14 protein-coding genes are annotated in these 13,857 nt (G+C 60.4%); 3 read left to right on the forward strand and 11 right to left on the reverse strand.

What is annotated here, in order from left to right; genetic code table 11:
- Nucleotides 1-127: 127 nt before the first annotated feature.
- Complete coding sequence (locus ABYO54_RS05795) at nt 128-1,636, reverse strand: CHAD domain-containing protein (RefSeq protein ID WP_372807297.1); 1,509 nt, start codon at nt 1,634-1,636, stop codon at nt 128-130.
- Nucleotides 1,637-1,732: 96 nt separating this feature from the next.
- Between ABYO54_RS05795 and ABYO54_RS05800 the strand changes: the two genes are divergently transcribed.
- Nucleotides 1,733-3,025, forward strand: a complete 1,293-nt coding sequence (locus tag ABYO54_RS05800; RefSeq protein ID WP_372807298.1) for a Glu/Leu/Phe/Val dehydrogenase — start codon at nt 1,733-1,735, stop codon at nt 3,023-3,025.
- A 2-nt stretch (nt 3,026-3,027) separates the two neighbouring features.
- On the opposite strand, the gene ABYO54_RS05805 is transcribed toward ABYO54_RS05800, so the two are convergent.
- The 10 genes from ABYO54_RS05805 to ABYO54_RS05850 form a co-directional block, all read right to left on the reverse strand.
- On the reverse strand, nt 3,028-3,636 hold the full coding sequence (locus ABYO54_RS05805) for a hypothetical protein (RefSeq protein ID WP_372807299.1): 609 nt from the start codon (nt 3,634-3,636) through the stop codon (nt 3,028-3,030).
- Nucleotides 3,633-4,517 (reverse strand): MlaD family protein, encoded by an 885-nt coding sequence (locus tag ABYO54_RS05810; protein WP_372807300.1) that lies wholly within the window; start codon nt 4,515-4,517, stop codon nt 3,633-3,635. The genes ABYO54_RS05805 and ABYO54_RS05810 overlap by 4 nt, the downstream gene beginning before the upstream one ends.
- A complete protein-coding gene (locus ABYO54_RS05815) occupies nt 4,507-5,268 on the reverse strand; it encodes an ABC transporter ATP-binding protein (protein ID WP_372807301.1) in 762 nt (253 codons plus the stop codon). The genes ABYO54_RS05810 and ABYO54_RS05815 overlap by 11 nt, the downstream gene beginning before the upstream one ends.
- Nucleotides 5,269-5,271: 3 nt before the next feature.
- Nucleotides 5,272-6,414: an ABC transporter permease gene (locus ABYO54_RS05820; RefSeq protein WP_372807302.1), complete on the reverse strand. Its 1,143-nt coding sequence runs from the start codon at nt 6,412-6,414 to the stop codon at nt 5,272-5,274.
- Between the two features lie 2 nt (nt 6,415-6,416).
- Entirely contained in the window at nt 6,417-7,190 is a 774-nt protein-coding gene (locus ABYO54_RS05825) for a hypothetical protein (RefSeq protein WP_372807303.1), read from the reverse strand.
- A 131-nt stretch (nt 7,191-7,321) separates the two neighbouring features.
- Nucleotides 7,322-7,780 (reverse strand): thioredoxin family protein, encoded by a 459-nt coding sequence (locus ABYO54_RS05830; protein ID WP_372807304.1) that lies wholly within the window; start codon nt 7,778-7,780, stop codon nt 7,322-7,324.
- Nucleotides 7,781-7,922: 142 nt separating this feature from the next.
- A complete protein-coding gene (gene fbaA / locus ABYO54_RS05835; protein ID WP_372807305.1) occupies nt 7,923-8,996 on the reverse strand; it encodes a class II fructose-bisphosphate aldolase in 1,074 nt (357 codons plus the stop codon).
- A gap of 214 nt (nt 8,997-9,210) precedes the next feature.
- Nucleotides 9,211-9,483 carry an HPr family phosphocarrier protein gene (locus ABYO54_RS05840; protein ID WP_372807306.1) on the reverse strand — a complete coding sequence of 91 codons (273 nt, stop codon included), beginning with the start codon at nt 9,481-9,483 and terminating at the stop codon, nt 9,211-9,213.
- Nucleotides 9,483-9,920, reverse strand: a complete 438-nt coding sequence (locus ABYO54_RS05845) for a hypothetical protein (protein ID WP_372807307.1) — start codon at nt 9,918-9,920, stop codon at nt 9,483-9,485. Before ABYO54_RS05845 ends, ABYO54_RS05840 begins: the two co-directional genes overlap by 1 nt.
- 61 nt (nt 9,921-9,981) lie before the next feature.
- A complete protein-coding gene (locus ABYO54_RS05850) occupies nt 9,982-10,803 on the reverse strand; it encodes a biotin/lipoate A/B protein ligase family protein (RefSeq protein WP_372807308.1) in 822 nt (273 codons plus the stop codon).
- A gap of 88 nt (nt 10,804-10,891) precedes the next feature.
- Between ABYO54_RS05850 and ABYO54_RS05855 the strand changes: the two genes are divergently transcribed.
- Both ABYO54_RS05855 and serC read left to right on the forward strand, forming a co-directional pair.
- Nucleotides 10,892-12,109, forward strand: a complete 1,218-nt coding sequence (locus tag ABYO54_RS05855; protein WP_372807309.1) for an adenosine deaminase — start codon at nt 10,892-10,894, stop codon at nt 12,107-12,109.
- A 141-nt stretch (nt 12,110-12,250) separates the two neighbouring features.
- Complete coding sequence (gene serC, locus ABYO54_RS05860) at nt 12,251-13,324, forward strand: 3-phosphoserine/phosphohydroxythreonine transaminase (RefSeq protein ID WP_372807310.1); 1,074 nt, start codon at nt 12,251-12,253, stop codon at nt 13,322-13,324.
- Nucleotides 13,325-13,857: the final 533 nt, after the last annotated feature.

Consider the following 13,857-nt stretch of genomic DNA (forward strand, 5'->3'; position numbering starts at 1 on the left):
CGCCGCCGTCTTGCCGACGCCGCCCTTGTTGCTATAGCACGAAATGATTTTCATGGTTGTCCCTATTTTTTTTACGACCGTGGCTTGAACGGAACGAGGAGGACGGACGGATTTTTGCCGCGCCGACTCACGCCGATTCCCCGCCTGTTTTAGCGGCGAACCGTTTGTTGAATGCCTGCCGGGTTTGCCGGTTGGCGAATCCCGCGAGCCCGGCTTCGACCTCGCCGCGCGCCTGGAGCTGGAGCTGGTAGAGGGTGGCAACCAGGGCGCCGATGCTTTCGGCCAGCCGAAGCCCCTTCTTTCCGCGGATGGGATGTTGCCCGGCGAACTCGGCGAGCGAATGGCGCTGGACGGAATAGTCGTTGAATCGCCCGAGCACATCCTGCAGGCCTTTCAGCGGCTTCAGCAGCGACTTGCCGGCGTTGTCCGGAAACAGCGGCAGGAAGAACTCCATCAGGTAGCGCAGCTTTTTGCACTGGATGCGCAATTCGTGCACCGTGGCGTCCGGGGTTTCGGCATCGATCGTTTTACCGATGGCGACCACCTTCCGATAGTGCTTCAAAATGAGCCGTTGCGCATAGTGGAGGGTCGGCTCGTCCGCTGCGGGCCCCTTCCCCATCGGCCCCGATAGCGCCTTCATCCGCGGGCCGTATTTCGCGCAACGGAAAAGCGCGTGCACCTGCTCCAGCGCCTCTCGCCGCTCCGCCTCAAGCACACCGAACATGAGGTCCAGTCCGGCGTGCATGGTTTGCGGCACCATGGCATAGTAGCCGCTGCGCCCCAGCAGATAGACGTCGAGATCGCGCAGGCGGTTGGTCTGTTTCATGATGTCGGCCAGCTCGGCCTTCATCCGCCGGGCATCGCCGTCGGCATAGACGCCCTTGAACAGGCTCAACAGCGACCGCACCCGGCGCAGGCTGACGCGGTAGTCGTGCAGAAACTCGGTATCGAGGTCCTCGACGAGGCCCGGTTCGTTCTTGCGGGCCACGTCCAGAAACGTGCGGACGATGGCGCCGGCACTGTCGAAAACCGGGGCATTCCCATCGAGGGGAATCGCGGGTCGCGATTCGTAAAGCGCCCGCCGAAGGCCCAGCAGCGGATAATAATCGACCTGTTCGGCCACCGAGAATCCATCGGCCACCACCGCCTGTTCCAGCCGCGCACGATCGCCGGCATATCCGCGCAAGGGATGGATCGTCATCCATGTCGCGCGTTTGCCGCCTTTTTTCAGAACGGAAACCGTCGCGCGGACGACCGTCTTGCCGGAGTCATCCAGAACCGCAACCCGGCTCTGCGTGAGTTCGATTTCGCAAACGGGAAGAAAGGCGCGGAGGGCGGACCTTTCCAGCAGCGGCCCGCCGACCTCGCCGCCGTTGAGCTCGGCGGCAAATTTCCAGCCGGCGGCGCGCTCCTGCTCCGCCACCGCGCCGGAAGGCAGATCGAGCAAAAGCACGCGGTCCTTTAGCTGAAGAAGAACCTGCCCGGCCCGGCGCAGATGGCCGTCGAAGCTATCCAGCAAGGCGCCCCGGAAGGCGGTTTCCGAAAGCGGCGCAACGGCGTATCCGCCCGGCAACCCCTTCGCGATCCGCCCCGCCCGAAACGAGCCCGTGCGGCAATAACTGGAGAGTGGCAACATGACCCTGAGTATAATGATTACGAAGCATCCCGCAAGCAATGCGGTTGACCGCTTGCCCGAAGCTCTTTAGAGTCTTTCCATCACGGAGGCCATACCATGAAGACGAATCTGTTCGACGATGCGATGCGGCGACTCGATACCGCCATCAAACACACGGATCTCAACGAGGAAATCGCCCTGCGGGTCGGAACGCCCAAATCCTGTCTCGAGGTCTCCGTGCCGGTGCGGCGCGACGACGGCTCCCTTTCGTTCTTCCGGGGCTACCGCGTGCGGCACGACGACACGCGCGGCCCCACCAAGGGCGGCCTGCGCTACCACCCGAGCGTGACGCTCGACGAGGTGAAGTCGCTCGCGTTCTGGATGACCTTCAAGTGCGCCGTGGTCGGCGTCCCGTTCGGCGGCGCCAAGGGCGGCATCTCGGTCGATGCGAAATCGCTGAGCCCGATGGAGCTGGAGCGGCTGAGCCGCGGCTACATCCGCCTGGTCGCCGACTTCATCGGCCCGGACGTGGACATCCCCGCGCCGGACATGTACACCAACGAGCGCATCATGGGCTGGATGATGGACGAATATTCCACCATTCGCCGCCAACACGTTCCGGCGGTCATCACGGGCAAGCCCGTCAGCATGGGCGGCAGCGTGGGCCGCGCCGACGCCACCGGGCGCGGCGCCTACTATTGCGCCCGCGAACTCGCCGGCAAGCTCGGCATGGACCCGGCCGCCACGACCATCGCCGTCCAGGGGTTCGGCAATGCCGGGCAGCACGTGGCCCGCCTGCTGCACAAGGACGGCTACCGCATCGTCGCCGTCAGCGATTCCCAGGGCGCGATCTACCGCCCCGAGGGGTTCGACATCCCCAGCCTCATCCGCACCAAGGAAGAGACGCGCCATGTGCAGGCGGTCTATTGCGACGGCGCGCTTTGCCATTCCAGCAATGCCGCCAACATGACCAATGCGGAACTGCTGGAACTCGATGTCGACATCCTGATCCCCGCCGCGCTCGAAAACCAGATCACCGCCGAAAATGCCGCGCGCATCAAGGCCCGGCACATCATCGAAGTCGCCAACGGCCCGATCAGCTCCGAGGCCGACGAAATCCTCAACGCCAACAACATCGGGGTGGTGCCCGACATCCTCGCCAATGCGGGCGGCGTAACGGTCAGCTATTTCGAGTGGCTGCAAAACCGCTCCGGCCAGTACTGGGAGTTGCAAGAGGTCCACCAAAAACTACAGGCGATCATGGCGCGCGAGTTCCACCGGATCTACGATCTGCACCTGGCGATCGGAACCGACATGCGCACCGCCGCCTATGTCCACGCCATCAAGCGCATCGGCGAAACGATGGAAGCCAAGGGCACCCGCGCCTACTTCGCGAACGGGTCCCGCTAGGCTTAATCCAGCGCGGCGAGGATGTCCTGCTCGCAGGCGGCGAGGATTTGGCGGAAGGCTTCGTTGTAGGCGCGGATCAGGTCCTCGGCGGTCCCGGAGGCAATGTCCACTTCGCGCCGGTAACCGTTCGACATCAGGATGCCGACATCGGCGGCCTTCTCGTCGAAAAGCGAGACCTTGATGCGAAGCACGGCCTTGCCGCTCGCCACGTCGCCATAGAAATCCATCACCGTGGCCACCAGCCGGTGGCTCATCCCCCGCCGCTCCACCACGGAGACGTGCTCGAAGATCCCGCTGTCGGCAAGCCAGCCGTAGAACCCGTTGCGGAAGTTTTCGGAGGGCGACATCAGCAGCTCCGCGTAGTAGCCGGTGCTGAACTCGACCTCGTTCTCCCGCAGGATCAGGTTGCGGATGTTGTAGGGCGGCAGCACGTGGACCGACTCGATCCAGAGCTTCCCCGCCCGCGCCGTCTCCAACGGCGCCGCGTCGCGCTTGGCCTCGATCATGTAGGTCTTGATATCCAGGTTTTTATGCCAGAGCTTCACGCACCCGGAAACGAGTAAAACGGAGGCGGCCAACGCCGGCAGCAGAACGATTCGTTGCATTTTCATTGTTTCTTCCCTCCAAGGCTTGGGTTTTGGTCGGGCGGCTCGGAAAGCAACATGCCGGGATAGCGCTTGAGCATGCGGACGAGTTCGCGCGCATCGTCGGTGATGTAGCGCAGGTTCGAGAGAATCTGCTCGATGTCGCGATCGGACGAGCCGATCATTTCCTGCAGCTGGCCGGTGGTTTCCTTCAGGTCGGTCGTCATCGTCGGCAGGTCGGCCGACGCCTGGCGGAAGTTCTGCGCCACTTCGCCGGAAACCTGGGCGGCATTGCCGGTGATCTCTTCGATATGCGCGATGGAGACATTCAGGTTGCTGGTGAACGATTCGATGTGGCCGCCGATCAGGGCGAGGTCGACCGTATCGAGCTGGGCCGCCATGCGCTCGAGCGAACGGCTGAGCAGGCTCAAGGTGGACGGGGTCGACGGAATGTAGGTGTATTCCGGCTCCCAGTCGATCTCCAGCGGATCGGCGACGGCGTCGGGGAAGATGTCGGCCTCCAGAAACGAAAGCCCGGTAATGCCCTGGGGCACCAGCTTGAGGCGCAACCCCCTCGCCACCTGCTCGTCCACCCGCCCTTTGAACGTATCGGACTCCAGCTTGATGGCGTTTTCGTCGAGCGCCACGCGGATCATGACATACATGCGGGACGTATCGTAGACCGAGGAGACAATCGCGATCGCGCTGACGTTGCCGACCTTCACGCCGCGCAGCTTGAACGGGGTGCCCACCTCGATGCCCTGCACCGATTCGTCGACATAGGTTTCAATGAAATTGCTGGGCGAACGCAGCGCATCCGAACCAAGCAACGCAATGCCGATCAATCCGAGCGCGGTGGCCGCCAGCACAAAAAGGCCGATCGCGAAATAGTGTGGTTTAGTGCTCATTGGAGCCTCCCTTTCGGTTGAAAAAGTTTCCGACCCAACGGTGGGTAGCGCCTTCGCGCAGCTCGTCCGGCTTGCCCGCGGCAATGATTTTCTTGGTCCGCGCATCGAGCATGATGACGCGGTCGGCGATCTTGTAGATGCTCGGCAGCTCGTGGGTGACGATGACGAAGGTGATGCCCAGCGAGCGCGACAACCGGAGGATCAGCTCGTCGAGATCGTCGGCGCTCACGGGATCGAGCCCGGCCGAGGGTTCGTCGAGGAAGAGGATTTCCGGGTCGAGCGCCATGGCCCGCGCAATGGCGGCGCGCTTTTTCATGCCGCCGCTGATTTCGGACGGCATCAGGTCGGCAGACTCGGCCAGGCCAACGAGGCTCAGCTTCATCCGGGCAATCAGCTCGCGCGCCTTTTTGTCGAGCCGGGTAAACTCCTCCAGCGGGAGGCAGATGTTTTCCAGTAGCGTCATCGAACCGAACAGCGCTCCGCTTTGGTACATGACGCCGAAACGGCGGATCAGCGCATCGCGCTCGGCCCCTTCGGCGGTCACGATGCTGGCGTCGCCGATTCGGATGTCGCCGGCCGACGGGCGGTACAGCCCGATCATGTGCTTGAGCAGGGTCGACTTCCCGCAGCCCGACCCGCCGAGAATCACGAAGATCTCGCCGCGGGCGACCTCGAACGACAAGTCGTCGAGCACCAGCCGCTCGCCATAGCGTGCGGTCATGTTTTCGACTCGGATAATCGCTTCCCGCATGATTTAAATTCCCAAGTAGAAGAAGAGGACGGCGAAGATGCCGTCGGCGATGACGATCAGGGTGATGGAGCTGACGACGGCGCGGGTGGCGGAGCGGCCGACGGCGCTGGCGCCCTCGCCCGTACGCAGGCCGCAATTGCAACCGGCGGCGGCGATCAGCAAACCGAAGACCAACGCCTTGGCCAGCCCGCCGAGATAGTCCGCCGTCGCAACGGCGCCGAGCAGGCGGTTGACGTAGGTGACCATCGGAAACTGGAGGCCGACCATCACGACCGCGCCGCCCAGGAAGCCGGCGATGTTGGTCAGCACGGCCAGCAGCGGCGTCGTGAGCGTGGCGGCGAGCACGCGGGGGATGACGAGGAAGCGGACCGGATCGAGCCCCATGGTGGTGAGCGCATCGATCTCTTCGTTAACCTTCATGGTGCCCAGCTCCGCCGCAAAAGCCGAGCCCGTGCGCCCGGCCACGATGATCGCCGTGATCAGCGGCCCCAGCTCGCGCGTCACGGAGATGCCGACAAAATCGGCGATGTAGATTTCGGCGCCGAACTGCTTCATCAGCACCGCGCCCTGGAACGCCATGATCAGGCCGACGAGAAAACCGAGCATGATGATGATCGGCAATGCCTGCGGGCCGCTCGCCTCGGTCACCAGCAGGAAATCCTTGGCCCGCAGGCTACGTGGATGCAACAGCGCCTTGGCCAGGCCGACCGTCAACTCGCCGGCGAAGGCCACGTGCTCCTTCAGCCCGATGAGCGTCGTCCAAAAGGTCTTTCCGATCTGTACGACCAGATCGCCGGTTCTTTTGGGCGGGGGCTTTTCGGAAGCCAAAATCCGCTCGACCGGGTAGAGGGAGAGCAATCCGGCAACTTCTTCGGACAGCCCGTTGAATTCGAGATGGGCGGCCAGCCTGCGGGCGGTTTGGCGGATGCATACGAGCAGGCCGGTTCCGGCGCCATCGCAGTATTGGATGCCGGACCCATCCACGACAATGGCCTCGATCCCTTTGTGGCCGAGCAGGCGGTGCACCACGGGCCAGAGCCGGGCCACCGATGCGGCATCAAGCCGCCCGGCGATCGATAGCTTCAGCAGGCGGCCGGTCAGACCGCCCTCGCACGTTGCCCTGCCGCTGGAAGCATGTTTTTTCATGCCTAATGATTATGGTTGCCGATGTGTTCCGTGCAAAAGCATTTACCGCAGGTGGAGCAGTAGCGGAAGTGGACCGAGGCGTCGTCCTGGTCGGTCACGCCGCAGGTGGCGCAGACGTGCAAGGCCTGGCGTTCAACCTTCCGGGTTTCCGCCACGAACGATTGGCGCCGCTTCTCGGCCTTGAAGCCGTTGAAGAAGGCCTTGCCGAAAAAGAGCAGGTAGTTGCCGAGCGCCGCCACGATGCTCAGGCGGGTCCCCGGGTCCCCGGAAAACAGCAAAATCAAATAGGAGGCAATCGTCAACCAGCCCAACCATTTGACCTTGACCGGAAGAATGAAAAAGAGACGGAGCTCGAAGTTCGGGAACAGGGTCGCGAACGCCAGAAAAACGCACCCCAGAAAAAAGATGTTGGTGATGATCGCCCCGGGATTGACGAACGCCATCGCCACCGTCAGCAAATAGCCGCACAGGACAAACAGGTTGAAACGGAAGGCTCCCCACCGTTCCTCCAGAGCGTTGCCCATCAGATAGAAGATATAGAAGGCGAAAAAGAGCCAGATCGGGCTGAGCGTCTTCGGGATCATCATGAACGACAGCAACCGCCACCATTGGCCGAGATCCACCACGCCGCTGCCATATAGAATGAAGTCCGTCAGGACGGCGCGCCCCGACATCAGCAAGGCCACCCCCAGAAGCTGGATGCCGATGAGGTAGATCGTCAGGTTGGGGATCGCCCACGAGCCGAAACGCTTTTCAAGTTTTGAAATCAAATCCATGGTCCGGACGGTAATGAAAACCGGGCAGGGTTGAAAGTGCGGAATCACTTAAATCCGCCAAACGGGCGGCCGCCAAGCAAGACGGCCACCCGTTTCCGGGTGGCCGCACGCGAGCCATTGAAAAAGTCAATCTATTTCGCCGCAGCCTTGGTGCCATCGGCAATCAGCTGCTGAATATGCTTCACGTAGGCTTCGGGGCCGCCGTCGCGATAGCCGGTCTTGGCGACGATTTCGCCCTCCGGACTCAGCAAAAAGACCGTCGGGAAGCCGCGCACCCCGTATTTCTTGGCCAGCTCGTTGTTTTGCTTGATCAGCGCCTCGCTTTGGTTCGATTTGTCGCGCGGGAAATCGGCCAGCACGAGCACGAGGTTTTCCTTGGCGTAGGCTTTGAATTCATCCTTGGAGAAGACTTCCTTATCGAGTTTCACGCACCAGCCGCACCAATCGGAACCGCTGAAATCCACCAGAATATGATGTTTCTTTTCCTTGGCCACTTCCTTGGCCTTTTCGAAATCCGTCATCCAACCTTCGGAAGCGAACGCTCCCGAGCCAATCGCCGCCACCGCCAATACCGTCAACCATTTGATCATGTTGCCCTCCTAGGGGGTTAATATTTTTATATGAAACAAGAGATAACAATAATAGCGACAGCGTGCCGGCAAATAAGTTCACTGTGGAAACAAAAAAAAGCCGCCCCGGAGGGCGGCTTCCTGAAACCAATCTGAACGCAGATTAGTTGACGCCAATGGCGTTGAGGTCTTCGAAGGCCTGCTTGACGCGCGCGACGAGACCTTCCTGGCCCTTGCGCAACCAAACGCGCGGGTCGTAGAATTTCTTGTTCGGCTTGTCATCGCCTTCCGGGTTGCCGAGCTGCCCCTGGAGGTAGCCTTCGTTGGCTTTGTAGAAGTTGAGGATGCCTTCCCAAGTGGCCCACTGCGTGTCGGTGTCGATGTTCATCTTGATGACGCCGTATCCGATCGACTCTTCGATTTCGGCCGGGGAGGAACCGGAACCGCCGTGGAACACGAAGTTCAGCGGGGAAGCGGTGGCGGTGGCGAACTTTTCGGCCACATAGGCCTGGGAGTCGCGCAGGATGGTCGGAGTCAGCTTGACGTTGCCCGGCTTGTATACGCCGTGCACGTTGCCGAAGGAGGCCGCGATGGTGAAGTTCGGGCTGATGGCGATCATCTTTTCGTAGGCATAGGCCACATCCTGCGGCTGGGTGTAGAGCAAGGAATGGTCCATGTCGGTGTTGTCGACGCCGTCTTCTTCGCCGCCGGTGCACCCGAGTTCGATTTCGAGGGTCATGCCCATCTTGGACATGCGCTCGAGATACTTGCAGGAGATTTCGACGTTTTCTTCGAGGGATTCTTCGGAGAGGTCGAGCATGTGGGAAGAGAAGAGCGGACGGCCCTTTTCTGCAAACATTTTTTCACCGGCGTCGAGCAGAGCATCGATCCAGGGAAGGAGTTTCTTGGCGGCGTGGTCGGTGTGGAGGATGACCGGAACGCCATAGGCTTCGGCCATCATGTGTACGTGCTGGGCGCCGGAAATCGCGCCGAGAACCGCGCCGTTGGCCGGGCATCCCTTGCCGGCGCTGAAGGCTGCGCCGCCGTTGGAGAACTGGATGATTACGGGGGAGTTGACCGCCGCGGCGGCTTCGAGGACGCCGTTGATGGAGTCGGTACCGACTACGTTAACGGCGGGCAGGGCGAATTTGTTTTCCTTGGCAATCTGGAAAACCTTGGCGACGTCGTCACCAAACAGAACACCGGGTTTTACAGCATCAAGAACCTTAGTCGACATGATATTACCTTCCTGGTTTTGGGTTGGGTTATTCATTAAAGCCAATGTATTTGGCAAAAATTCGCGGGAACTATACCAGTAAACAGCCCGGGGTCAATGCCGGGGGCGGGAGAATTGGGGAATAGAAAAAAGCCTTGAGCGGAATGTTCCGCAACATCGGCAAGAAACTCGCCATCGCTCCGAACGACCGCGAATCCGGCGTCCAGGCGGGCGCTTATTGCGGCGGGAAATCGAAATGGGTTTCGAAGAGGTCGGCTAGTTTGCGGCCGAACGCCTCTTCATCGGGACCGGTTACCTGAATGGTAACCTTGGTCCCCTGCTCCATTCCCAGCATGATGCACTCGAGCGCGGAGGTCAGGGTGCAGGTCCCGGCCGGGGCGGTCACAAGAATCTCCCCGGGATAGGCACTGCCTTCCTTCACCAAGATAGCAGAAGGCCGGCAATGGATGCCGGCCTCGTTTTTAACAACAGCCGTTGTCTCAAACATTACATTTCTTCGGCGACGTCCGCAGGTTCTTCCGCGGCCATCTCGTCCATCTCGTCCATCTGGGCGCCTTGGTCTTTTTCGACCTTATCTTCGCGCTGGGCCTGGCGGATCATATCTTCGTAGACCACTTTGTTGTTGAGCGCATAAATATAGGGGCGCGCCACGACACCGCTGCTTTCGCGGCTGGCATCACACTTCTGGACGGCAACGCGCGCGGCTTCTTTGAGGGTGGGCTTGCCGTAGTCGTAGGCATAGGCGAAATCGCCACCGGGATCAACGGCGATAATAAACACCTTATTATCGGGTTGTTCAAAGTAGTCGAGAAGCTTTGCTTGGGCTTCCGGGGGGATTTTCGGAACATAAACCGTGTCGCTGGCACATCCAGCAAGGAAACTTACCACGGCAAAAACAGCAACACTCTTAGCTAACACCTTCATTATCGCCTCCAAATTGTAGGTTATGAGAGACAATCTAAGTATTTAAACCGTCGGAGTCAATCTAGCAAACGAACGAAAACGCGACATCCTTAAACGCCTTTCCCGAATAGCGCCCGCCGAGAACCGTGCCTTTGGCGATCTCCAGCACCTCGGCGTCGGTCTTCACCGAAAAGCGCGGGGTTGCCCCGTAGAGCCAGGAATCCTCCAGATGGCGAGCCCCGAGGGCCTCCAGCTCCCCGGCATCCAGATCGCTTTCATTCCAGCGCTCCGCTTCGCCAGGGCCATACACGTCCATGAAACCGGCCCGCAGTGCGCTTTGGGTGGCCTCGATCTCCAGCCCCAGATTGGCCACTGGGGCCGGCACCGAGGCAATGGCATGGGTTTCGATCCCCGAGAGCATCGGCCCGAGATAGCGCCCCAGCCGCTGCATATCGGCCTTGAGCAACAGCGTTCCGTGGTGCAGCGCCCTTCCCTTGCGGAAGGCGAAGGCATTGCCCGAAAACTTCAACCCGTCCACGCTCAGATTGCTCAGCCCGGTTTTCTCGGCTTTGATTCCGCAGGGTTCCAGCGCCTTGAACACCATGTGGTAGGCATCGCACTCGCAATATTCCTCGCGGCCGGTGATCACGCAATAATTCAGGTTGCCGGCATCGTGGTAGACCGTGCCGCCGCCCGACACCCGCCGCGCCAGCGGAACGCCGTCCGCCGCCATCCGGTCCAGCCGGCACTCACGCCAGGGATTCTGGTTCTTGCCCATCACCACCGCGCACTCGCTGCGCCACAGGAACAGGATCGGCCCGCGGTCCTGCACGCGGTCCATCAGGTATTCCTCAATCGCAAGATTGCGATGCACGTCCATACTCTGGGATTCAACAATCAGCATCTTCAATTCTCTTTTCAGACAGAATCGTTTCGTGGCACAATACGGCATTGCAAACCGAGGAACCGAGAAGCCATTCTTTCACGAAACCATGCCACCTAATAACATGTTAAACATCACCGAACAATTCATCCGCAGAATCCCCAAAACCGATTTGCACCTGCATCTCGACGGCTCGCTGCGACTGCCAACCCTCATTGAAATGGCAAAAGAGCGCAAGGTCGAACTGCCCTCTTTTGAAGAGGACGGACTCAACGAGCTCGTCTTCAAGGAGCGCTACGCCAACTTGGGCGAATATCTCGCCGGCTTCGCCTACACCGTCGGCGTACTGCAGACCGAGGAAAACCTCGAGCGCGCCGCTTTTGAGCTGGCCGAGGACTCGCATGCCGAAGGCGTCCGCTACATCGAAGTCCGCTTCGCCCCGCAACTGCACATCACCCATGGCACCGAAACCGGGGCCATTGTCCGCGCGGTCAACCGGGGCCTTGAAAAGGCAAAAAAACATCTCAACGCCTCGGTGGCCGAAAACGACATGGCCTTCGAATACGGCCTCATCCTCTGCGCCATGCGGCGCTTCAACCGCCAGATGTCGCCCTACTACGACCGGCTCATCGCCCGCGCCGGGAAAACCAACATCCGCTACACCTATGCCCGCGCCTCGCTCGGACTCGTCAAGGAAGCGGTCAAGCTGCGCGACGAAGGGCTGCCCATCGTCGGCTTCGACCTCGCCGGCGAAGAGGCCGGGTTCCCCGCCGTCCACCACAAGGAGGCCTTTCAATACGCCCACCAAAATTTTCTGCGCAAAACCGTTCACGCTGGCGAGGCGTACGGCCCCGAATCCATTTTCCAGGCCATCACCGAGTGCTACGCCAACCGCATCGGCCACGGCACCTTCCTCTTCTCCGAAAAGTCGATCCTGCTCAAGTCGATCAAGGATCCGGCCAAATATATCGGGCAGCTCATCGAATACATCGCCAACCAGCGCATCACCATCGAGGTCTGCCCCACCTCCAACCTCCAGACCATCCCCGAATTCCAGACCCTTCAAGACCACCCGATCCAGCTGATGGTCGACAACGGCCTTTCCGTCAGCGTCAGCACCGACAACCGCCTCGTCTCCCACACCAGCGTCACCAACGAGCTGATGCTGTGCCATCGGCACCTCGACCTCACCGACAGCCAGTTCCGCGACCTCGTACTCGCCGGCTTCAAGCGCTCCTTCTTCCCGGGCCCCTACTCCGACAAGCGAAACTACGTCCGCCGCGCCATCAACCTCTACGACGGCCTCGCCAAGCTTCACTTGGCTTGATTCTGCAACGGGCGGCACCGGCAACCGGCCATTTCGGCCGAAGAACGGTTTCGTTCTTTTTCCATCTAATTTCTATTGGAGCGGATTTTGCGAACCGGTAGCGTCCGGTTTTTCGAATCCAACCCCGAAGGGCATAAACCAATGAGAGCGTATAACTTTTCTGCCGGGCCGGCGATTCTGCCGGAAGAAGTACTCAAAGAAGCGGCCGCCGAACTGGTCGACTACCAGGGCACGGGCATGTCCATCATGGAGATGAGCCATCGCGGAAAAGAATATTCCGCCATCCATGACGAGTGCATCGCCAACATCAAGGAGCTGCTCAACATTCCGGAAGGCTACAGCGTGCTGTTCATGACCGGCGGCGCCTCCAGCCAGTTTGCCCTCATTCCGATGAACCTGCTCGGCGCAGGCGAAACGGCCGACTACACCAACTCCGGCGCCTGGGCGAAAAAAGCGATTCAAGAAGCCCAGTTGCTCGGCAACGTCCATATCGTGGCCGACTGCGGCAAGGAAATCCCCACCCGCGTGCCGACGGCAGACGAACTGAAGCTGACCGACGGTGCGGCCTACCTGCACATCACCTCCAACGAAACCATCTCCGGTGCGCAGTGGAAGGTATTCCCCGAGCACGACTGCCTGATCGCCGATATGTCGTCCGACATCCTCAGCCGTCCGGTCGACGTCTCCAAATTCGGACTGATCTATGCCGGTTCACAGAAAAACCTGGCCCCGGCGGGCATCACCCTCGTCATCATCAAGGACGAGCTGGCCGAGAAATGCCCAGCGACGGTTCCGACCATGATGCGCTACAAGACGCACATCGAAAACAACTCGCTCTACAACACCGTGCCGACCTTCCCGGTCTACATCCTCTGCCTCGTCACCCGCTGGCTCAAGGCCAAGGGCGGGCTCGAAGGCATGCAGAAGATCAACGACGAAAAGGCCGCCAAGCTCTACGACTGCATCGATAGCTCCGACTTCTACAAAGGCACCGCCGTCAAGGAATTCCGTTCCACCATGAATGTCACCTGGCGCCTGCCGACCGAAGAGCTCGAAGCCGAGTTCATTGCCGAAGCCGCCAAGCAGAACCTCAAGACGCTCAAGGGCCACCGCTCCGTCGGCGGCATCCGCGCCTCGATCTACAACGCCTTCCCGACCGAGGGCGTCGACGCGCTGGTCGCGTTCATGAAGGCGTTCGAAGCCAAACATTCGTAGACAGAACACCGACAGGACGAAGCTCCGCATTCCCCAACCCGGAACCATTTGTTTCGGGCTGGGGCAATTCGCATAGCGCCGCCGCACCCGTGCAGTTTTACGCACGACTCCATCTGAATTGATGAATCCTCCAGCGCCCCGCAACGGGCGCTTTTTTTTGTGCCCCCAATAGCCGGACGCATTCCCAACCGCCTTGCATAAAGGCATTTAGTGATACCCTTACAAACCTATTTCTTTTTGCGGAAAGCAATCTGGACAAGTCGTCCGGGGCGCGTTAGTACCGACGTGTCGGAACGAAGGAGAACACATGTAGAATCGAATTCATCAGCCCAAAGGGCGGCACGGGGAGAGAGACCATGAAAGCACGAACATTGAGCATTCCGCTGTTGATCGCGACCTTATCCATTGCAGCCACAACCTGGTTGCAGGCAGCGCCATCGCTGCCCATCACCGAACCGCCCGTCATATCGACTTACCCGGACGGCCCGCGCTCCGATCCCGGCTCCACCAACGGCCAATGGTTTATTGCCAAC

This window comes from Pontiella sp., assembly GCF_041622395.1.
In the GTDB taxonomy this organism is placed as follows: Bacteria; Verrucomicrobiota; Kiritimatiellia; order Kiritimatiellales; family Pontiellaceae; genus Pontiella.

What these genes read in the sequence shown, in the direction of transcription:
- ABYO54_RS05795 (WP_372807297.1), bottom strand. Translation starts at nt 1,636, where the DNA reads ATGTTGCCACTCTCCAGTTATTGCCGCACGGGCTCGTTTCGGGCGGGG.
- ABYO54_RS05800 (WP_372807298.1), top strand. Translation starts at nt 1,733, where the DNA reads ATGAAGACGAATCTGTTCGACGATGCGATGCGGCGACTCGATACCGCC.
- ABYO54_RS05805 (WP_372807299.1), bottom strand. Translation starts at nt 3,636, where the DNA reads ATGAAAATGCAACGAATCGTTCTGCTGCCGGCGTTGGCCGCCTCCGTT.
- ABYO54_RS05810 (WP_372807300.1), bottom strand. Translation starts at nt 4,517, where the DNA reads ATGAGCACTAAACCACACTATTTCGCGATCGGCCTTTTTGTGCTGGCG.
- ABYO54_RS05815 (WP_372807301.1), bottom strand. Translation starts at nt 5,268, where the DNA reads ATGCGGGAAGCGATTATCCGAGTCGAAAACATGACCGCACGCTATGGC.
- ABYO54_RS05820 (WP_372807302.1), bottom strand. Translation starts at nt 6,414, where the DNA reads ATGAAAAAACATGCTTCCAGCGGCAGGGCAACGTGCGAGGGCGGTCTG.
- ABYO54_RS05825 (WP_372807303.1), bottom strand. Translation starts at nt 7,190, where the DNA reads ATGGATTTGATTTCAAAACTTGAAAAGCGTTTCGGCTCGTGGGCGATC.
- ABYO54_RS05830 (WP_372807304.1), bottom strand. Translation starts at nt 7,780, where the DNA reads ATGATCAAATGGTTGACGGTATTGGCGGTGGCGGCGATTGGCTCGGGA.
- fbaA (WP_372807305.1), bottom strand. Translation starts at nt 8,996, where the DNA reads ATGTCGACTAAGGTTCTTGATGCTGTAAAACCCGGTGTTCTGTTTGGT.
- ABYO54_RS05840 (WP_372807306.1), bottom strand. Translation starts at nt 9,483, where the DNA reads ATGTTTGAGACAACGGCTGTTGTTAAAAACGAGGCCGGCATCCATTGC.
- ABYO54_RS05845 (WP_372807307.1), bottom strand. Translation starts at nt 9,920, where the DNA reads ATGAAGGTGTTAGCTAAGAGTGTTGCTGTTTTTGCCGTGGTAAGTTTC.
- ABYO54_RS05850 (WP_372807308.1), bottom strand. Translation starts at nt 10,803, where the DNA reads ATGCTGATTGTTGAATCCCAGAGTATGGACGTGCATCGCAATCTTGCG.
- ABYO54_RS05855 (WP_372807309.1), top strand. Translation starts at nt 10,892, where the DNA reads ATGCCACCTAATAACATGTTAAACATCACCGAACAATTCATCCGCAGA.
- serC (WP_372807310.1), top strand. Translation starts at nt 12,251, where the DNA reads ATGAGAGCGTATAACTTTTCTGCCGGGCCGGCGATTCTGCCGGAAGAA.